This window comes from Klebsiella sp. JN_Kp121, from assembly GCF_040062145.1.
Classification (GTDB): Bacteria; Pseudomonadota; Gammaproteobacteria; order Enterobacterales; family Enterobacteriaceae; genus Klebsiella; species Klebsiella aerogenes.
Genome location: NZ_JBEAHX010000035.1, coordinates 1 through 19,976, shown reverse-complemented (window position 1 = coordinate 19,976; position 19,976 = coordinate 1). Strand labels below are relative to the sequence as shown.

Below are 19,976 nucleotides of genomic sequence, written 5' to 3'. Positions count from 1 at the left end.
CACCTCTCTTTAAGTCATCTTCAGTGACCCTGAGGTGTCTGTTAAACCCGCGGCGATTCACGGTGCCTTTAATTTTTACTCTCAAAATTCAGAGAAGGTGAACAGCAAAGCATGACGCTGCCGTTTTACCAGGCACTTCCTGATTGAAAGAATCCGCATGTTGCGGCGAGATTGGGCTTCCAGCCAGCGCGATTTACGGCGACTTACTTGTCTAAGCATGCGCCAGCGCCCTACTTCTGTTCTACTACGCTTCATTGCTACTACTCTACGAGTGAAAAACACTCCCCATTATAAACCGATGAATCTGTCTGACCATCGCTTTCGCTGCGTTTTTATTTGCCAGACGGATGATGATGCGTAAACTCATGGCATCGGGCTATTCAAAAGGATTTTTCATCTATGACAACCTTTTACACGGTCGTAAACTGGCTGGTCATTCTGGGGTACTGGCTGCTGATTGCCGGCGTGACATTACGCATTCTAATGAAACGCCGTGCAGTGCCGTCCGCCATGGCATGGTTGCTAATTATATATATCCTGCCGCTGGTGGGAATTATCGCCTATCTTTCCTTCGGCGAATTGCATCTTGGCAAACGGCGCGCCGAGCGCGCGCGCGCCATGTGGCCCTCTACCGCCAAATGGCTAACGGACCTGAAAAGCTGCAAGCATATCTTTGCGCAAGAAAATAGCCCGGTTGCCGAATCGCTGTTCAAACTCTGTGAACGTCGCCAGGGGATCGCCGGCGTTAAGGGTAACCAACTGCAGTTGCTAACCGAATCCGATGACGTGATGCAGGCGCTGATTCGCGATATTCAGCTCTCACGACACAATATTGAGATGGTGTTCTATATCTGGCAGCCCGGCGGAATGGCCGATCAGGTCGCCGAGTCGCTGATGGCCGCCGCGCGCCGCGGCGTGCATTGTCGGCTAATGCTTGATTCAGCCGGCAGCGTCGCCTTCTTCCGCAGCCCGTGGGCGGCTATGATGCGTAACGCTGGTATCGAGGTGGTTGAAGCGCTTAAAGTTAATCTGATGCGCGTGTTCTTACGCCGCATGGATCTACGTCAGCATCGTAAAATGGTGATGATTGACAACTATATCGCCTACACCGGCAGTATGAATATGGTCGATCCGCGCTACTTCAAACAAGATTCCGGCGTCGGTCAGTGGGTCGATCTGATGGCGCGAATGGAAGGCCCGGTGGCTACGGCAATGGGGATTGTCTACTCCTGCGACTGGGAAATTGAAACCGGCAAGCGAATTTTACCCCCGCCGCCGGACGTCAATATCATGCCGTTTGAAGAGGCTAACGGGCATACCATTCATACTATTGCTTCCGGCCCCGGCTTCCCGGAAGATTTGATTCACCAGGCGTTGTTAACTGCGGCTTATGCGGCGAAAGAACATCTGATCATGACCACCCCCTACTTCGTCCCCAGTGATGATCTGCTGCACGCCATCTGTACCGCAGCCCAGCGCGGCGTCGAGGTCAGTATTATTATGCCGCGCAAAAACGACTCCCTGCTGGTAGGCTGGGCCAGCCGCGCCTTCTTCACTGAACTGCTTGCTGCTGGGGTGAAAATTTATCAATTCGAAGGCGGCCTGCTACATACCAAAAGCGTGCTGGTAGATGGCGAACTGAGCCTGGTCGGTACCGTTAATCTTGATATGCGCAGCCTGTGGCTCAATTTCGAGATCACGCTGGCGATCGACGACGTGGGCTTTGGCGGCGACCTGGCGGCGGTGCAGGACGATTACATCTCCCGCTCGCGCCTGCTGGATGCAAAACTGTGGGCCAAACGACCGCTATGGCAGCGGATCGCAGAGCGACTGTTTTACTTCTTCAGCCCGTTGCTGTAAAACGTGCCCATCAGATGCTTAACGGGTAGCAATCATGGATATGGATTTAAACAATCGCCTGACCGAAGACGAAACGCTCGAACAGGCCTACGATATCTTTCTTGAGCTGGCGGCCGATAACCTCGACCCGGCGGATATCATTCTTTTCAATCTGCAGTTTGAAGAGCGCGGCGGCGCCGAACTATTTGACCCGGCGGAAGACTGGCAAGAGCATGTCGATTACGACCTCAATCCAGATTTCTTCGCCGAAGTCGTTATTGGCCTGGCCGATACCGATGGCGGCGAGATCAACGATATTTTCGCTCGCGTTCTGCTATGCCGGGAAAAAGATCACAAGCTGTGCCACATTCTGTGGCGCGAATAAGCATTAAGCTAATGCGCCTGTAGAAAAGCCTGCCGACGGTAACATCGGCAGGCTTTTTGTTTTATACGTTATTGCGGTAATTCTGTTCCGCAGGCGTGGCAGAAACGGGCATTTTTATCATGCTCGGCGTTACTGCAGTTTGGGCAAACGCGGCGGGCACGTCGGTTTTGCAGCGCCGTCGTCATATGCGTCGTAATCAGCCCGGTCGGGATGGCGATGATAGAATAACCGATGAGAATAAGCACCGAGGCGAGTATCCGCCCTAATGGCGTATGCGGCGTAATGTCGCCGTATCCCACCGTAGTAATCGTGACGATTGCCCAGTAGACCGAGGCATTTAAGGTGGTAAACCCGTATTGCGGCCCTTCAATTAAATACATCAGCGAGCCAAAAATCACCATCACAATAGCAATAAACGAGTAGAACAGAATGAGCTGGTGACGGGCGCTGACGATAGCCCGCCAAAAAATATTCAGCGACGGCATAAAGCGCAGCAGTTTGAGAATACGCAGCGCGCGGATAACCCGCATGGCCCGCCAGGCAAAGACATACTCAAGGCTCATTTCCGGCCATAACCACATTACATACAGTGGAAGAACGGTCGCCAGATCGATAAATCCCCAGAAGCTGAAGATATAGCGCAGCGGATTCGGCCAGCTTATTACGCGTAAAATATATTCCGCGGTGAAGACCGCGGTAATTCCTAATTCCAGCCAGACAAAAACATGCCATTCATCTAGCGACAGGTGATACTGCGAACCGAGTCCGGACTCAACAAAAATAATAACCACGCTCAACAGGGCAAATAAACCGCAAAGCCCTTCAAAACGGCGGCCGGAGCGACGAGTTTGATCGAAGAGTAGATGGTAAAGCCGCAAACGGGCGGCGGAAAGCGAAACTGCCACGTTAACCTCACAATAAAAAAGGGCTGACATCAGTCAGCCCGAGTGATTATAACGGGTCTACCTTCAGGCAGGAAACCGCATGGCGGAAACTGCCCTCCAGCACCGGCCTTGTTTTGGCGCATTCGGGCCCAGCCAATGGGCATCGGGTGCGGAATACACAACCCGATGGCGGATTAATCGGCGAAGGCAACTCCCCTTCCAGCAGTTGGATGGTTTTGTTTTTCTCCAGATCGGGATCCGGCACCGGCACCGCCGACATCAGCGCTTTGGTATAAGGGTGCAGCGGATTATGGTACACCTCATCATAGGTCCCCAACTCCACCGCGTGGCCTAAATACATCACCAGCACACGGTCGGAAATATGTTTTACTACCGCCAGATCATGGGCGATAAAAATCAATGATAGCCCCATCTCCCGTTGCAGTTGCTGTAGTAAGTTCACCACCTGCGCCTGAATGGAAACGTCCAGCGCCGAAACCGGCTCATCGCAAATAATCAACTTAGGCTCAAGGATCAGCGCACGCGCGATACCAATGCGCTGACACTGGCCGCCGGAGAATTCGTGCGGATAGCGGTTAATCAGGTTCGGCAACAGGCCGACCTTCATCATCATCGCCTTCACGCGATCTCGCACTTCCTGACGAGGCATCTTCGGGTGATAGGTCCGCAGCGGTTCAGCGATGATTTCGCCAATGGTCATACGCGGATTCAGTGAGGCCAGCGGATCCTGGAAGATCATCTGGATATCACTACGCACATCGCGCCACTCTTCAGGTTTCATACCCAGCAGGTCTTTACCCAGCCAGGCGACTTTACCGTCGGTGGCTTTCACCAGGCCGATAATGGCGCGGGCGAAGGTCGATTTACCGCAGCCGGATTCGCCAACCACCCCCAGCGTTTCGCCTTCATACAGGCGCAGAGTGACGCCATCGACCGCTTTGAGCGTTTTTGATGGCTGCCAGAACCATTGCTTGCCATCTTTAATATCAAAATGCACCTTCAGATCGGCAATTTCGAGCAGCACTTTTCTTTGTTCGATCACGGCGTTCATAGCAGGTCCCCCACCGGTTTAAAGCAGGCACGCAGGCGGCCTGGCGCAAACGACTCCAGAGGTGGAGCGCTATTACAGATTTCCATGGCATGCGGGCAGCGCGGCTGGAACGGACACCCTTTCGGCAGACGCAGCAGGTTCGGCGGGTTGCCTGGAATCGTTAGCAAGGAATCGCCTTCGCCATCGAGACGCGGTACCGCATTGAGTAAACCGATCGAGTACGGGTGCGACGGTTGATAGAAGACGTCGCGCGCCTGACCGTATTCCATGGTGCGCCCGGCGTACATCACCAGTACCTTATCGCAGATCCCCGCGACCACGCCGAGGTCGTGGGTAATCATAATAATCGCGGTGTTGAATTCGCGCTTCAGCTCGTTGAGCAAGGTCATGATCTGCGCCTGCACCGTGACGTCCAACGCGGTGGTCGGTTCATCCGCGATCAGCAGTTTTGGCCGACATAACAGCGCCATGGCGATCATCACGCGCTGGCGCATCCCGCCGGAGAACTCGTGCGGGAACATCTTCATGCGCTTGCGCGCTTCCGGCATCTTCACCGCATCAAGCATCCTTACCGACTCTTCAAAAGCCGCGGCTTTGCTCAGCCCTTTATGCAGCATCAGCACTTCCATCAACTGCTCGCCGACCCGCATATAAGGGTTCAACGAGGTCATCGGGTCCTGGAAAATCATCGAAATCTGTTCGGCACGCAGCTTATTCAGATCGCGCTCGGGCAAATTAAGGATTTCGCGACCGTTAAAAGTGGCGGAACCGCTAATATGGCCATTCGCGGCCAAAAGTCCCATTAGCGCGAACGCCGTTTGCGATTTACCGGAACCTGACTCACCGACGATGCCTAAGGTTTCGCCGGCCCTCAGGTTAAAATTCAAATCGTTAACCGCGGTGACATCGCCGTCTGGCGTTTTAAACGTCACCCGAAGATCCTTCACATCCAGCAGCAGACCGCTTTGCTGCGCGGCCTGCGGCGCTTTAGTCATTTCAATTGTGCTCATGACGGCGCTCCTTAGCGGTCTTTCGGGTCGAGGGCATCACGCAGGCCATCGCCGATAAAGTTAAAACAAAACAGCGTTACCACCAGGAACCCGGCAGGGAACAGCAACAGCCACGGCGATACCTCCATTGAGTTGGCGCCATCACTGAGTAATGCGCCCCAACTGCTCAGCGGCTCCTGGGTCCCAAGGCCGAGGAAGCTCAGGAAGGATTCGAACAGAATCATGCTAGGTACCAACAGTGATGCGTAAACCACAACTACACCCAGCACGTTCGGCACGATATGACGAATAACGATATTCGCGGTAGAGACTCCGCCGACCTGCGCGGCTTCAATGAACTCTTTACGTTTCAGACTCAGGGTCTGACCGCGTACGATACGCGCCATATCCAGCCACGACACCATCCCGATCGCCACAAAGATGAGCAGGATGTTCTGACCAAAGAAGGTGACCAGCAGGATCACGAAGAACATAAACGGGAAGGAGTTGAGGATTTCCAGTAAACGCATCATCACCGAGTCCACTTTGCCGCCGAGATAGCCGGAAAGCGAACCATAGAGGGTACCGAGGATCACCGCCACCAGCGCCGCGGCAACGCCAACCATCAGCGATATGCGCCCGCCAATCGCCACGCGCACCAGCAGGTCGCGACCGGATGAATCTGTGCCAAAATAGTGACCAGACTCCATATCCGGAGCGTTGGACATCATCCCCCAGTCGGTATCGAAATAGGAGAACTGCGACAGCATTGGAGCGATAGTCACAAACAGTGCAATAATCACCAGCACAATCAGGCTGGCCACCGCCGCGCGGTTATGCATAAAGCGACGACGCGCATCCTGCCACAGGCTACGGCCCTCAACTTCCAGCTTCTCACTGAAGTGCTCCAGCGCCTCGCTGTTTTTCTTACTTAACATCATGGCGAACTCCGGCTTCAGTAGCGAATTTTCGGATCGATAACGGCGTACAGTACGTCGACGATCGCGTTAAACAGAATGGTCAGCGCGCCGACCAGAATCGTCAGGCTGAGCACCAGCGAGTAGTCGCGGTTAAGTGCCCCGTTGACGAATAACTGGCCAATACCCGGCAGGCCGTAAATCGTTTCGATAACCATTGAGCCGGTGATAATGCCGACGAATGCCGGCCCCATATAGGAAAGCACCGGCAGCAACGCAGGCTTCAGCGCGTGGCGGAAGATAATTCGGCGCATCGGCAGGCCTTTCGCCCGTGCGGTACGGATGAAGTTGGAGTGCAAAACTTCAATCATCGATCCACGGGTGATACGGGCGATACTGGCAATATATGCCAGCGATAACGCCACCATCGGCAGGATCATAAATTTCAGCGCCCCGCCGTTCCAACCGCCGCCAGGCAGCCAATGCAACGTGATGGCGAAAATCATCACCAATAGCGGCGCCACCACAAAACTCGGTATGACGACGCCGGTCATTGCCACCCCCATCACCGCGTAGTCCCATTTGGTATTTTGTTTTAACGCGGCAATAACCCCGGCGCTGACGCCCAGGATTACCGCTAATAAAAAGGCGGCAAGGCCTAATTTGGCGGAAACCGGGAAGCTTGATGCCACCAGATCGTTCACCGAATAATCTTTATATTTAAAGGAAGGACCAAAATCACCGTGCGCCAGCTGCTTCAGATAATTGAAGTACTGGGTCATGATGGGGTCGTTTAAATGATATTTCGCTTCAATGTTCGCCATGACTTCCGGCGGCAGCGTACGTTCACCGGTAAAAGGACTGCCCGGCGCGAGACGCATCATGAAGAAAGAGATAGTAATAAGGATGAATAGCGTCGGAATCGCTTCCAGACAGCGACGTAATATGAATTTTAACATTGCCCGTACCTTCTGGCCTGTGCCTATCGAGTGCGATGAATTCAGACACGGTGGGGCAAGCTCTGCCTGCCCCACGTCTTGCCATTAATGTTTGATAATATAAAGGTTCTTCACGTAAATATTATCCAACGGGTCTTTACCGGTATAACCGCCAACCCACGGTTTAACCAGGCGCGCGTTCACATAGTAGTAAACCGGAACAATCGCGGAATCTTTATCCAACTGTTGCTCCGACTGCGCGTACAGCTCTGCGCGTTTCGCTTCATCGGTGACCTGCAGGGTATCGCCGATGATCTTATCAAATGCCGGGCTCTTATAATGCGCCGTGTTGTTAGAACTGTCGCTGAGCATGGTGTTCAGGAACGATGTCGGCTCATTGTAATCAGCACACCAGCCGGCGCGGGCGACGTCAAAGGTGCCTTGATGGCGGCTGTCGAGGAAGGTTTTCCACTCCTGATTTTCCAGCTTAACGTTAGCGCCAAGGTTTTTCTTCCAGATGGACGCCACGGCAATAGCCAGTTTTTTATGTAAGTCGGAAGTGTTATACAGCAGGTTAAAGGTCAGCGGCTTATCAGCGGTATAACCGGCTTCCGCCAGTAATTTTTTCGCTTCTTCATTACGCTTTTCCTGAGACCATTTGAACCACTCAGGTTCAACGAGTTTCATGCCGTCGGTGTATGGCGGGGTGTAACTGTAAGCCGGCAGATCGCCCTGGTTTTTCACTTTATTGACGATAATATCGCGATCCAGCGCCAGCTTAAGCGCGGTACGGACGCGTACGTCGGTAAATGGCGCTTTCTGGTTATTGATTTCGTAATAATAAGTACACAGATAAGGATCGACGTGAACTTCTTTCGGGATCTCTTTTTTCAGCTTCTGGAACAGTTCAATCGGCATGTTGTTATAGGTCATGTCGATTTCGCCGCTGCGGTAGCGGTTCACATCGGTAACTTCAGAAGAAATTGGCAGGTAAGTTACCTGGTTAATAACCGTTTTAGCGTTGTCCCAGTAATTCGTATTACGCTCGAGCACAATACGTTCGTTCACCACCCAATCTTTTAGTTTATAGGCGCCATTGGTGACGATATTCGCCGGCTGAGTCCATTTTTCACCATATTTTTCGATGGCGGCTTTTGGTACTGGGGAAACGGATGGATGGACAAGGAGTTTATAGAAATAAGGGACCGGCTCGCTCAGGGTGACTTCAAAGGTTTTGTCGTCGATCGCTTTGACGCCGAGATCGGTTGCTGGTTTTTTGCCGGCAATAATCTCATCGACGTTGGCGACATGGCCGTACTGGAGATAGCTGGCGTACGGTGATGCTGTTTTCGGGTCGGCCAGACGCTGCCAGCTATAAACGAAATCTTGCGCGGTAACCGGCGAACCATCAGACCATTTGGCATCTTTGCGAATATGGAAAGTCCAGACTTTAAAATCTTTGTTATCCCACGATTCGGCAACGCCCGGAACAGGATGGCCGTTAAGATCGCCAATCACTAACCCTTCAAACAGATCGCGGTTAACGTTGGACTCCGGTACACCTTCAATTTTATGCGGATCCAGAGATTGCACCTCTGCCCCGTTATTACGCACCAGCGTTTGTTTATCCGCCAGTTGCACCCCGGCAGGAACATCCGCTGCCATAGCAACATTTGCGGTGATGAGCGCAGATAAAATTCCCGCCGCTACCAGACTTTTTTTAGTGATGATGGTCATGTGTTGTTACTCCACTCATTATAATTACTGGTTATTTAACCAGCCTGTTATTTTTCCCTTATTGGGATTCTGTACAGTGCAGGAGTCTTTGCCGCTGTCAGATTTTACTGCTTGCTATCACCGACTTATTTATTACGACCGCTCAAACGGCAGCCTTGACGTCGATTCTTTACCCCCTGTCCAGAGGGGAATGTCGGCACAACGAGTCATTTAATAATAATTCTCATTTGTGCATATTAGTTAGTTAGCGATCAGGCCGGAAAGTACCAAAACGATTTCTTGTCCGCCAATGCAATTTGCAAATATGTTACCGGATTCTCTTTTATTGTTTTTTTTACCGTGCTTATCGTAAGACTTATAACGCCAAAAAAGAAAAAACATTGTTTTTAATCAGCAGGATAGGACCACCCTGTCGTTTTGCGGCCCGGCGCTGCGCGCGAAGTTGCTTTTTTGTACAAAAATTTAACAGTTGTCTATTTTTTAGCACATTAATCTGCTGTCTCAATGAAATTACTAATATCATTTCAATGATCCGACAGCAAGCGCCAGAGAATGGTGTGATGAAAATAACAGTGATGACAGGAGAAAGACAGTACGGCGAGATAGAATAAAATCAACTAACCATATGATAAATATAAAATTAAATCATCATTAGCAAAAGTTATCGTTTGTCTTTTTTATTAGTACCAAGAATAACTTTTGCTAATAATCTTTCAAACGCGAGGCCCAACCCCGCGCCTGATACACCGGCTATGCTGTCAATCCAGGAAACAACGCTTTAATCCCGGTAACAATAAACTCGATGCCTAAAGCCATCAGTAACAGACCCATGATACGTGTAATGACGTTAATACCGGTCTGCCCCAGCAATCTGACTAACCATGGCGCCATGCGGAAAATTCCCCAACAACAGGCGGCAAACAACGCAATAGCGATTGAAAAACCAATCAGATGGGCAATCGAGTGATAACGCGTGCCCCACACGATCGTGGAACTAATAGCCCCCGGCCCCGCCATTAAAGGTAATGCCAACGGTACGACACCGATGCTTTCACGAATGGCCGTCTCCGACTTCTCTTGTTTATTTTGTTTATCTTCGCCGAGTTTGCCGCTGATCATCGACATGGCGATCGTCACCACCAGGATCCCGCCGGCAATACGGAAGGAATCAATTGAGATGCCGAAAATTTGTAAGATGCCATCGCCAAGAAAGAGCGAGGTAAGCAGGATGATACCCACCGACAGGTTAGCCGTCAGATTCGTCTTATTACGTACCAGCGCCGTCTGGTAACTGGTCATACTAATGAAAACCGGAATGATGCCAACCGGATTGACCAGCGCGAACAGGCCGATAAAAAATTTAAAATAAATAGCGAAATCAAACAACGGTAGGGTCACAGTGAACTCCGCAGCACCATTAAAAAAGGCTGTTGACAGTATCGGTACAAAATAATTGCGCAGAAGATACCCTTTTCATCGCCACAATTCATCTCAAATATGCAGCCGGGGTTTATTGATTTTATTTGTTATATATTTGTTTCGCGCATGCACTTTATTCATTAAATATGCATATCTTATCATTAACCCTGACTTGATTGGTTAATCATTGACCTGCTGAAAGGTATCAGCATCGCCAAATATTGATCCAAATCACGTAATTAATACTCAGAAGTGAGTAATCTTGGCTACATCAACAGAGTGAAAGGCCGAAGTACCTGAGTGCGTAGTGAGACAAAGCTTTTTTAGTAAATCAGTGGGTTCAAAGCGTTAGAAATCTTTACGTTAACATTTACATGCAAGCTGTTAACAGCCTGTCTATAATGTCGAATCGAGCTACTGTTTTACTAAAAAAGTTTAACATTATCAGGAGAGCATTATGGCTGTTACTAATGTCGCTGAACTTAACGCACTTGTAGAGCGCGTAAAAAAAGCCCAGCGTGAATATGCCAGTTTCACTCAAGAACAAGTTGATAAGATCTTCCGTGCCGCCGCTCTGGCTGCTGCAGATGCTCGAATCCCTCTCGCTAAAATGGCTGTTGCCGAATCCGGCATGGGTATTATTGAAGATAAAGTGATCAAAAACCACTTCGCTTCCGAATATATCTACAACGCCTATAAAGATGAAAAGACCTGTGGCGTCCTGTCTGAAGACGACACTTTCGGTACCATCACCATTGCTGAGCCAATCGGTATTATTTGCGGTATCGTCCCGACTACCAACCCGACTTCTACTGCTATCTTCAAATCGCTGATCAGCCTGAAGACGCGTAACGCCATCATCTTCTCTCCGCACCCGCGTGCTAAAGACGCGACTAACAAAGCGGCGGACATCGTATTGCAGGCAGCGATTGCCGCAGGCGCGCCGAAAGATCTGATCGGTTGGATCGACCAGCCTTCCGTAGAACTGTCTAACGCACTGATGCATCATCCTGACATCAACCTGATCCTCGCCACCGGCGGCCCAGGTATGGTTAAGGCCGCTTATAGCTCCGGTAAACCAGCTATCGGCGTTGGCGCGGGCAACACGCCGGTTGTTATTGATGAAACGGCTGATATCAAACGCGCTGTGGCGTCCGTACTGATGTCGAAAACCTTCGATAACGGCGTTATCTGTGCTTCTGAACAATCCGTGGTGGTTGTCGACTCCGTCTACGACGCCGTCCGCGAGCGTTTTGCCAGCCACGGCGGCTACCTGCTGCAGGGTAAAGAGTTGAAAGCCGTTCAGGACATCATCCTGAAAAATGGCGCGCTGAATGCGGCGATCGTTGGTCAACCAGCGGCAAAAATCGCTGAACTGGCAGGCTTCACCGTGCCAGCCACCACTAAGATTCTGATCGGCGAAGTTACCGACGTTGACGAAAGCGAACCGTTCGCTCACGAAAAACTGTCTCCGACGCTGGCAATGTACCGTGCGAAAGATTTCGAAGACGCGGTCAATAAAGCAGAAAAACTGGTCGCCATGGGCGGTATCGGTCACACCTCTTGCCTGTACACCGACCAGGACAACCAGCCGGCTCGCGTGGCCTACTTCGGCCAGATGATGAAAACCGCGCGTATCCTGATCAACACCCCGGCCTCCCAGGGTGGTATCGGCGACCTGTATAACTTCAAACTCGCACCTTCCCTGACTCTGGGTTGTGGTTCCTGGGGTGGTAACTCCATCTCTGAAAACGTTGGTCCGAAACACCTGATCAACAAGAAAACCGTTGCTAAGCGAGCTGAAAACATGTTGTGGCATAAACTTCCGAAATCTATCTACTTCCGTCGTGGCTCACTGCCAATCGCACTGGATGAAGTGATTACTGATGGTCACAAACGCGCGCTGATTGTGACTGACCGCTTCCTGTTCAACAACGGTTACGCGGACCAGATCACTTCCGTACTGAAAGCGGCTGGCGTAGAAACCGAAGTGTTCTTTGAAGTTGAAGCTGACCCAACGCTGACTATCGTGCGTAAAGGCGCGGATCTGGCCAACTCCTTCAAACCAGACGTAATCATCGCCCTGGGCGGCGGTTCCCCGATGGATGCGGCAAAAATCATGTGGGTCATGTACGAGCACCCGGAAACCCACTTCGAAGAACTGGCGCTGCGCTTTATGGATATCCGTAAACGTATCTACAAGTTCCCGAAAATGGGCGTCAAAGCCAAGATGGTTGCTATTACCACCACCTCCGGTACCGGTTCTGAAGTTACCCCGTTCGCCGTAGTAACCGACGATGCAACTGGACAGAAATATCCGCTGGCCGACTACGCTCTGACTCCGGATATGGCGATTGTCGATGCCAACCTGGTCATGGATATGCCGAAGTCTCTCTGTGCCTTCGGTGGTCTGGATGCCGTGACTCACGCTCTGGAAGCTTACGTCTCCGTACTGGCTTCTGAGTTCTCCGATGGTCAGGCTCTGCAGGCGCTGAAACTGCTGAAAGAGTATCTGCCGGCCTCTTACCATGAAGGTTCTAAGAACCCGATAGCCCGTGAACGTGTGCACAGCGCCGCCACTATCGCCGGTATCGCGTTTGCTAACGCCTTCCTCGGCGTGTGCCACTCAATGGCGCACAAACTGGGCTCGCAGTTCCACATTCCTCACGGTCTGGCAAACGCCCTGCTGATCAGCAACGTTATCCGCTATAACGCGAATGACAACCCGACCAAGCAGACCGCATTCAGCCAGTATGACCGTCCGCAGGCGCGCCGTCGCTACGCTGAGATCGCAGACCACCTGGGTCTGAGCGCTCCGGGCGACCGCACTGCGGCGAAAATCGAGAAACTGCTGGCATGGCTGGAAAGCCTCAAAGCTGAACTGGGTATTCCGAAATCTATTCGCGAAGCCGGCGTTCAGGAAGCTGATTTCCTGGCTCACGTTGATAAGCTGTCTGAAGACGCCTTCGATGACCAGTGCACCGGCGCTAACCCGCGCTACCCGCTGATCGCCGAGCTGAAACAGATTCTGCTGGATACCTACTACGGTCGTGACTTTGTAGAAGGTGAAGCGGCGGCTGTGAAAAAAGAAGCGGCTCCGGCCAAAGCTGAGAAAAAAGCGAAAAAATCCGCTTAATTCGCAGAATTGAAATGAACGAAGCCCCATCTATTGATGGGGCTTTTTTTATATTCGTACTTTATTAGAGTTACATCCAGGAGTAGTGAATGCAATAAATCTGGTGAAGTCGGAATAAAGGAACCGATTCCATAAAAGACAACAGGCGCCATTTAGACGCCTGAAGGTAATGAAATTACAGCATTATTCGCCGTGACGCAGCTTACTTTGCACCTGAGTTAATGAACCGGTGCTTAACGCCTCTTTATAATGCTTACGGCATACGGAAACGTACCGCTCATTACCGCCAATCACTACCTGTTCTCCTTCATTGTATGGCCGCCCTTCCTGATCAAGACGTAACACCATGCTTGCCTTACGGCCACAGAAGCAAATCGTTTTTAACTCAACCAGTTTATCCGACCATGCTAACAAATACTGGCTACCGCTGAATAACTCACCGCGGAAATCTGTACGCAAGCCGTAGCACAATACAGGGATATCCAGCTCATCCACGACTTCTGAGAGCTCATGAACCTGTTCACGGGTCAGGAACTGGCTTTCGTCCACCAGTACGCAATGGATGGGCTGGCGGGCATGTTCTGACGCTATATCGGCATATAACGACGTCTGAGGATTATACAGCCGCGCTGGTGAAGAAAGCCCGATTCGTGAGCTCACTTTGCCAGAACCAAAACGATCGTCAATTTCAGCGGTATAAACGACGGTACGCATCCCTCGTTCCTGGTAATTGTACGACGACTGCAACAGCGCAGTAGACTTACCTGCATTCATTGCAGAATAGTAAAAATAAAGTTGTGCCATCGGCGGCGTAACCCCAATCAATGTGTTTTACCGCGCAATTGTATCATATATTACTGAGCCTACCGTGCTTTCACCGGGGGTATTGCTGCTGGTTTAATGACGATGCTTTACAACAAATGAAACGGCCAGCGAAGGAATAGCGTTCAGACATCACCGTCACCACGGTAGCAGATACAAATCATTGTCGTTTTGTGCTTAAACCGCCATTCTCCAGACAACTATAATGGGTTTTGGTCGCCAATTTATATTAAACATCACCATAACTAATGCGCTAAAACTGAAGTGTGATATTTATCCACGTGAAGTATAAATTTACTCTCGAAACGCAGGAAAATCATCCTGACTCATGGTTTTAGCGTCAGTGCGCATGCTTAAGCTATAAGCGAGAAGATGTGAAGTCGCGCGAAAATTTAACTTAAATTATTTAATCAACCAGACAAATAACAAGTAATTTTGAATTCCTTACATTCTCCCCTATTGCACATCTGATTTTATCGCTCTATTATTAGTTCAACAAACCACCCCACAATATAAGTTTGAGATTACTACAATGAGCGAAGCACTTAAAATTTTGAACAACATCCGTACTCTTCGTGCGCAGGCAAGAGAATGCACCCTTGAAACGCTTGAAGAGATGCTGGAAAAATTAGAAGTTGTCGTTAACGAACGTCGTGAAGAAGAAAGCGCTGCTGCTGCTGAAATTGAAGAGCGCACTCGTAAACTGCAACAGTACCGCGAAATGCTGATCGCTGACGGTATTGATCCGAATGAACTGCTGAGCACTATGGCAGCAGTTAAAGCAGGCACCAAAACTAAACGTGCTGCGCGTCCGGCAAAATACAGCTACGTTGATGAAAACGGCGAAACTAAAACCTGGACTGGCCAGGGTCGTACTCCGGCAGTCATCAAGAAAGCAATGGACGAGCAAGGTAAAACACTGGACGATTTCCTGCTCTAATTCGCTTTATGCTTGATAAAAAAATCCCGCTTCGGCGGGATTTTTTTTATCGTTACACGCTGAAAGTATCAGGCATAAAAAAACCGGTTCGCTGTCAGGCGAACCGGTTTCTCGGGTGGCGAATATTACTTCGCGACCGCTTGCGCAAGCCAGGCTTTAAAGTCTTCGCCCAGAGTTTTATGGCGAACGCCATATTCTACGAAGGCCTGCATATAGCCGAGCTTATTACCGCAGTCATGGCTTTTGCCTTTCATGTGGTAAGCTTCAACGGTTTCTTTCTCGATCAGCATATCGATAGCATCAGTCAGCTGAATTTCATCACCGGCTCCCGGAGGGGTTTTCGCCAGCAGCGGCCAAATATCGGCGCTCAGCACATAACGACCGACTACCGCCAGATTAGACGGCGCGACGTCTGCTTTTGGTTTCTCAACAACGCCAACCATCGGCACGCTTTCGCCAGGCTGCAGGCTTTCGCCTTTGCAGTCAACAACACCATAAGCGGTGACGTCTTCAACCGGCTCAACCATGATCTGGCTGGCGCCCGTTTCGTCAAAGCGAGCAATCATCTCCGCCAGGTTATCACGGGTCAGATCGGACTCATATTCGTCCAGAATCACGTCGGGCAGAATAACCGCAACCGGCTCATCGCCGACAACCGGATGCGCGCACAGCACCGCGTGGCCCAGACCTTTAGCCAGCCCCTGACGTACCTGCATAATGGTGACGTGCGGCGGACAGATAGACTGAACTTCTTCCAGAAGCTGACGTTTTACACGTTTTTCCAGCATCGCTTCGAGTTCGAAGCTGGTATCGAAATGGTTTTCAATAGAATTTTTCGAAGAGTGTGTCACCAGAACAATTTCAGTAATCCCAGCGGCGATACATTCGTTAACAACATATTGGATTAATGGTTTATCTACCAGTGGCAGCATTTCTTTCGGAATAGCCTTGGTGGCGGGTAGCATCCTGGTGCCTAATCCCGCTACCGGGATAACAGCTTTTCTTACTTTAGAATTAAGGGCAGCCATTGAAATCTCCTGGACTGTTCGTTTTTTGAACTTAATGTCAATAAATAACGCATCGAGTATATCAGTCTGATCAGTTAAACCTGGTCTGAAAAGGTATGGATACCCTCGAATTAGGACTTTTACGCATAAAACGCAGTGATAGTACCACCGGAAATGTAGGCCCGGTAATCCCACCTACTAAAAATAGAGCGAATTGTTCAATCTGCAGACAACATCAGGCGTAAACGTCCCCCTGCTCCCCAAATTTGGCACTGCCAGGATGTGCAGCGCTGGCTAATTTGGTTGAGGTATGCGTTGCCCAACGTTCCTAATGGAACGCCGTTACTAATTTGAATTTTATGCTCTCCGGTATTCAACGTACCGTTAAGACCGGCAGAAACCAGAATCAAATTTTTTAATCCGCTGTGATAATAACCAACCAACAATGGGAATTGACCCGGTAAATTGGCCTGGCGGAGTAATTGGTTAACTTGTTTTAACAATGCGCCCATTTCCGGCAAGCGCTGTCCCTGATGAGCAAGTTGTTCTTGCAGCAAACCATTAAACAAAGCGCGTAATAATAATGCCGCCAGAACGCCATTATCGCCAGCGCGGGTGACATCCAGGCAATAAAACGCCAGATCGTTTTCTGATAACGGCGCAATATCCAGCACCAACCCCGGCTTATCCGCTGAGATAAGCTGACGATAATTGATACGACAATGGGAAATCTCCTGCTGCACCGGCGGCTGAAGTTCCTGTAATAACCTTGACGCCGCCAGGGGATCGCTAACTAACGCGTCCCAGTCTTCAAATAATCTCTCTTCCTCTTCAACTCGTGAACTAAACATTGTCGGGTAGAGACATGCATACACCGTTTCACGCAGGCGATTAAAATCTTTTACCGGCTTCAGTAAGACATCCTGCACGCCAAGACGTAATGCTTTAGCAATATCCGCCATGTTTTCGGTCGCTGAAATCATCAGAATCGGGAGCTGTTCACCCTGGTTGCGAACCTGCTCAACCAGTTCAAGGCCGTTCATCCTCGGCATCGAGATATCGCAAATCATCAGATCCGGTTTCGAAATCGCGATTTGCTGTAGCGCTTCAATGCCGTCTTCCGCCTGGCGGGTAGTCGCCCCCAGGGAAGTTAGCCAGCTATCAAGGAGAGAGCGGAAAACGGGTTCGTCTTCAACTATCAGAATCTGTTTTCCCGCCAATGGCTGCGTCATGTTCTCTCCCCTGGCTGACGATAATTAAATAGTGGCACGCTATTCACGCTATCGCCTGTCAGAATTTACTTAAGTGTTGGACAAGTGCGCTACGCGGAAGTGCGCACCAAGGGTAATAATTCATCCATTTTTTTCTCAACGGCCAGCTGTCCTGCGGCCATCGCTTCGCCAGCACGATGAAAATCAAGAGTGGAGATTTGCGGACAAAACGGCTGGAGCAGGATATCCGGCGGATCGCCTGCCATACGATTACGTTTCAGGCGATTTTCCAGCACCTGTATCGAGGTTGACATAATCTCCATCGCCGTGGGGGTTATTGTCGCACGGCGAGAGCTCATTCTCCCCAACCGGGATCGCAGACGGGAATGCCAACTGAGCTCCTCTATCGGCTCCGGACGAGGCGACTCTATTGATAATAAATCCTGTTGCATAAGATGGGCGTCATGCTGGAGATCGACGGCAATCACAATATCCGCCCCCAAAGCTCGCGTCAGTGAGACCGGGACCGGATTAACCACCGCGCCATCCACCAGCCAGTAGCCGTTATGCATCACCGGCGACATCAGGCCAGGCATACTACAAGAAGCGCGGACCGCCATGTGCAGATCGCCTTCCGTAAACCATAATTCGCGCCCGGTACTCAGATTAGTCGCCACGGCGGCAAAACGGCGTTCGCACGCTTCAATTTGCGCGACGGGCATAATTTGCCGGTATTGATTGAACACGCGCTCGCCGCGTAACAGTCCGCCGCGCCGCCAGGAGAGATCCATCAATCGCAGCACGTCCCAGTTGCTAAAGGAGCTAACCCACTTTTCCAGCGCAGGGAGGCGATTGCAGGCGTAGGCCGCACCGACTAAGGCACCAATCGAACATCCCGCTACCACATCGACATCAACTCCCGCCCGATGCAGCGCTTTGATCACGCCGATATGCGACCAACCGCGCGCGGCGCCAGCCCCTAGCGCTAAACCAATCTTTAGCTTTCTCATTAGTACAGATACATATCCTTCCACTCCGAGCATGACATCAGCGCCATCGCTCAGTTAACATAATGCACTTTGGCGCTCTGGCGCCGTCATTCTTTTCCATGGAGGCGATTTTGTCGCACTTATGCCCCTGTGGCAGCGCTCTGGAGTATAGCTCATGTTGCCAGCGATATCTGACTGGCGGTCAGCTTGCGCCGAGCCCGTCACAGCTGATGCGTTCCCGCTATAGCTCATTCGTGATGAAAGATGTCGATTATTTAATCAAAACCTGGCATCCACACTGTGAGGCGCCACGCTTTCGCGCCGATATCGAAAAAGGCTTTGCCAATACGCAGTGGCTTGGTTTAACCGTTTTCGCAACCGATAACGGCCGTAGCCCCGATGAAGGCTTCGTCAGCTTTATCGCGCGCTTTACTGAAGATAACCGTCCCGGCGCGATTATTGAACGTTCCAGATTCTTAAAAGAAAACGGACAGTGGTACTATATTGACGGCACCCGACCATTAATTGGTCGTAATGACCCCTGCCCTTGCGGCTCAGGTAAAAAATTTAAAAAATGCTGCGGCCAGTAAGGCCCGGCATCAGCAATTGCAAACACAACAGGATTTTCCCCGCGATGCATTCATTACAACGTAAAGTACTACGCACCATTTGCCCTGATCAGAAAGGCCTCATCGCGCGTATCACGAATATTTGTTACAAACACGAGCTGAACATTGTACAGAACAATGAGTTTGTCGATCATCGTACCGGCCGCTTCTTTATGCGTACCGAGCTCGAAGGTATCTTTAATGACGCCACCCTGCTCGCCGACCTCGATAGCGCGCTGCCGGAAGGTTCGATCCGTGAACTTAACCCGGCCGGCCGTCGTCGAGTGGTCATTCTTGTTACCAAAGAAGCTCACTGTCTCGGCGATCTGCTGATGAAAGCCAACTATGGCGGTCTGGATGTCGACATCGCCGCGGTTATCGGCAACCATGAAACGCTGCGCACGCTGGTGGAACGTTTTGATATTCCTTTTGAGCTGGTGAGCCATGAAGGATTGAGCCGCGAAGAGCACGACCAGCGGATGGGTGATGCGATAGCCGCCCACGATCCGGATTACGTGGTACTGGCAAAATACATGCGCGTGCTTACCCCGGAGTTTGTAGCCCGCTTCCCGAACAAAATCATCAATATCCACCACTCATTCCTGCCAGCGTTTATCGGCGCGCGTCCCTATCATCAGGCCTATGAGCGCGGCGTGAAGATCATTGGCGCCACCGCCCACTACGTAAATGATAATCTGGATGAAGGCCCAATCATCATGCAGGACGTGATTCATGTCGATCATACCTATACCGCCGAAGATATGATGCGCGCGGGCCGCGACGTGGAAAAAAACGTCTTAAGCCGCGCGCTGTATCAGGTACTGGCGCAACGCGTCTTTGTTTACGGTAATCGGACGATTATTCTTTAATCGACAGCGAAATGAATTGGTTAGCTTTGCGGCGTTACGCGTAAAAATCAGGCAACCAGTTTAATTTTGTCAAAGGAATGCTTTACAGGGGCGCGTCATTTGGTATGATGCGCCCCGCTTCCCGAGAAGGGAGCAGGCCAGTACAAAGCATTACCCCGTGGTGGGGTTCCCGAGCGGCCAAAGGGAGCAGACTGTAAATCTGCCGTCATCGACT

The 19,976-nt window shown here is 50.9% G+C and carries 18 protein-coding genes; 6 read left to right on the top strand and 12 right to left on the bottom strand.

Annotation, left to right across the window (positions count from 1 at the left end; genetic code table 11):
- Positions 1-81 precede the first annotated feature (81 nt).
- Complete coding sequence (locus ABLU86_RS22565) at positions 82-255, bottom strand: YciY family protein (RefSeq protein WP_086538044.1); 174 nt, start codon at positions 253-255, stop codon at positions 82-84.
- A 144-nt stretch (positions 256-399) separates the two neighbouring features.
- Between ABLU86_RS22565 and cls the strand changes: the two genes are divergently transcribed.
- On the top strand, positions 400-1,860 hold the full coding sequence (cls, locus tag ABLU86_RS22560) for a cardiolipin synthase (protein WP_015367063.1): 1,461 nt from the start codon (positions 400-402) through the stop codon (positions 1,858-1,860).
- Positions 1,861-1,894: 34 nt separating this feature from the next.
- Complete coding sequence (locus ABLU86_RS22555; RefSeq protein ID WP_015367064.1) at positions 1,895-2,224, top strand: HI1450 family dsDNA-mimic protein; 330 nt, start codon at positions 1,895-1,897, stop codon at positions 2,222-2,224.
- Between the two features lie 68 nt (positions 2,225-2,292).
- Here ABLU86_RS22555 and ABLU86_RS22550 read toward each other — a convergent pair whose 3' ends face one another.
- The 7 genes from ABLU86_RS22550 to ABLU86_RS22520 all read right to left on the bottom strand — a co-directional run bounded on the left by ABLU86_RS22550 (position 2,293) and on the right by ABLU86_RS22520 (position 10,159).
- Positions 2,293-3,159: an ion transporter gene (locus ABLU86_RS22550; protein ID WP_045367413.1), complete on the bottom strand. Its 867-nt coding sequence runs from the start codon at positions 3,157-3,159 to the stop codon at positions 2,293-2,295.
- 16 nt (positions 3,160-3,175) lie between these two features.
- Positions 3,176-4,180: a murein tripeptide/oligopeptide ABC transporter ATP-binding protein OppF gene (oppF, locus tag ABLU86_RS22545; protein ID WP_015367066.1), complete on the bottom strand. Its 1,005-nt coding sequence runs from the start codon at positions 4,178-4,180 to the stop codon at positions 3,176-3,178.
- Positions 4,177-5,190, bottom strand: coding sequence for an ABC transporter ATP-binding protein (locus ABLU86_RS22540; RefSeq protein ID WP_015705106.1), 1,014 nt, complete (start codon positions 5,188-5,190; stop codon positions 4,177-4,179). The genes oppF and ABLU86_RS22540 overlap by 4 nt, the downstream gene beginning before the upstream one ends.
- A gap of 11 nt (positions 5,191-5,201) precedes the next feature.
- Complete coding sequence (gene oppC / locus ABLU86_RS22535) at positions 5,202-6,110, bottom strand: oligopeptide ABC transporter permease OppC (RefSeq protein ID WP_015367068.1); 909 nt, start codon at positions 6,108-6,110, stop codon at positions 5,202-5,204.
- A 14-nt stretch (positions 6,111-6,124) separates the two neighbouring features.
- The gene (gene oppB, locus ABLU86_RS22530) at positions 6,125-7,045 is read right to left on the bottom strand and encodes an oligopeptide ABC transporter permease OppB (protein WP_015367069.1); all 921 of its coding nucleotides are present in this window, start codon (positions 7,043-7,045) and stop codon (positions 6,125-6,127) included.
- A gap of 84 nt (positions 7,046-7,129) precedes the next feature.
- Entirely contained in the window at positions 7,130-8,761 is a 1,632-nt protein-coding gene (oppA, locus tag ABLU86_RS22525) for an oligopeptide ABC transporter substrate-binding protein OppA (protein ID WP_015367070.1), read from the bottom strand.
- Positions 8,762-9,511: 750 nt separating this feature from the next.
- The gene (locus ABLU86_RS22520) at positions 9,512-10,159 is read right to left on the bottom strand and encodes a YchE family NAAT transporter (protein ID WP_015367071.1); all 648 of its coding nucleotides are present in this window, start codon (positions 10,157-10,159) and stop codon (positions 9,512-9,514) included.
- A 478-nt stretch (positions 10,160-10,637) separates the two neighbouring features.
- Here ABLU86_RS22520 and adhE point away from each other — a divergent pair, with 478 nt between their 5' ends.
- Positions 10,638-13,316: a bifunctional acetaldehyde-CoA/alcohol dehydrogenase gene (gene adhE / locus ABLU86_RS22515; RefSeq protein WP_230132930.1), complete on the top strand. Its 2,679-nt coding sequence runs from the start codon at positions 10,638-10,640 to the stop codon at positions 13,314-13,316.
- A 183-nt stretch (positions 13,317-13,499) separates the two neighbouring features.
- On the opposite strand, the gene tdk is transcribed toward adhE, so the two are convergent.
- Positions 13,500-14,120 (bottom strand): thymidine kinase, encoded by a 621-nt coding sequence (gene tdk / locus ABLU86_RS22510; RefSeq protein ID WP_015705104.1) that lies wholly within the window; start codon positions 14,118-14,120, stop codon positions 13,500-13,502.
- A 550-nt stretch (positions 14,121-14,670) separates the two neighbouring features.
- Between tdk and hns the strand changes: the two genes are divergently transcribed.
- Entirely contained in the window at positions 14,671-15,078 is a 408-nt protein-coding gene (hns, locus tag ABLU86_RS22505) for a histone-like nucleoid-structuring protein H-NS (RefSeq protein ID WP_004103116.1), read from the top strand.
- A 125-nt stretch (positions 15,079-15,203) separates the two neighbouring features.
- Here the strand turns inward: hns and galU are convergent, their stop codons facing one another.
- The 3 genes from galU to rssA all read right to left on the bottom strand — a co-directional run bounded on the left by galU (position 15,204) and on the right by rssA (position 18,306).
- On the bottom strand, positions 15,204-16,106 hold the full coding sequence (galU, locus tag ABLU86_RS22500; protein ID WP_015367076.1) for a UTP--glucose-1-phosphate uridylyltransferase GalU: 903 nt from the start codon (positions 16,104-16,106) through the stop codon (positions 15,204-15,206).
- A gap of 197 nt (positions 16,107-16,303) precedes the next feature.
- Positions 16,304-17,317 carry a two-component system response regulator RssB gene (gene rssB, locus ABLU86_RS22495; RefSeq protein WP_020079113.1) on the bottom strand — a complete coding sequence of 338 codons (1,014 nt, stop codon included), beginning with the start codon at positions 17,315-17,317 and terminating at the stop codon, positions 16,304-16,306.
- An 89-nt stretch (positions 17,318-17,406) separates the two neighbouring features.
- On the bottom strand, positions 17,407-18,306 hold the full coding sequence (gene rssA, locus ABLU86_RS22490) for a patatin-like phospholipase RssA (RefSeq protein WP_015367078.1): 900 nt from the start codon (positions 18,304-18,306) through the stop codon (positions 17,407-17,409).
- A gap of 110 nt (positions 18,307-18,416) precedes the next feature.
- Between rssA and ABLU86_RS22485 the strand changes: the two genes are divergently transcribed.
- Both ABLU86_RS22485 and purU read left to right on the top strand, forming a co-directional pair.
- Positions 18,417-18,875 (top strand): YchJ family protein, encoded by a 459-nt coding sequence (locus tag ABLU86_RS22485; protein ID WP_348796396.1) that lies wholly within the window; start codon positions 18,417-18,419, stop codon positions 18,873-18,875.
- Positions 18,876-18,919: 44 nt separating this feature from the next.
- Positions 18,920-19,762 (top strand): formyltetrahydrofolate deformylase, encoded by an 843-nt coding sequence (gene purU, locus ABLU86_RS22480; protein WP_015705100.1) that lies wholly within the window; start codon positions 18,920-18,922, stop codon positions 19,760-19,762.
- Positions 19,763-19,976: the final 214 nt, after the last annotated feature.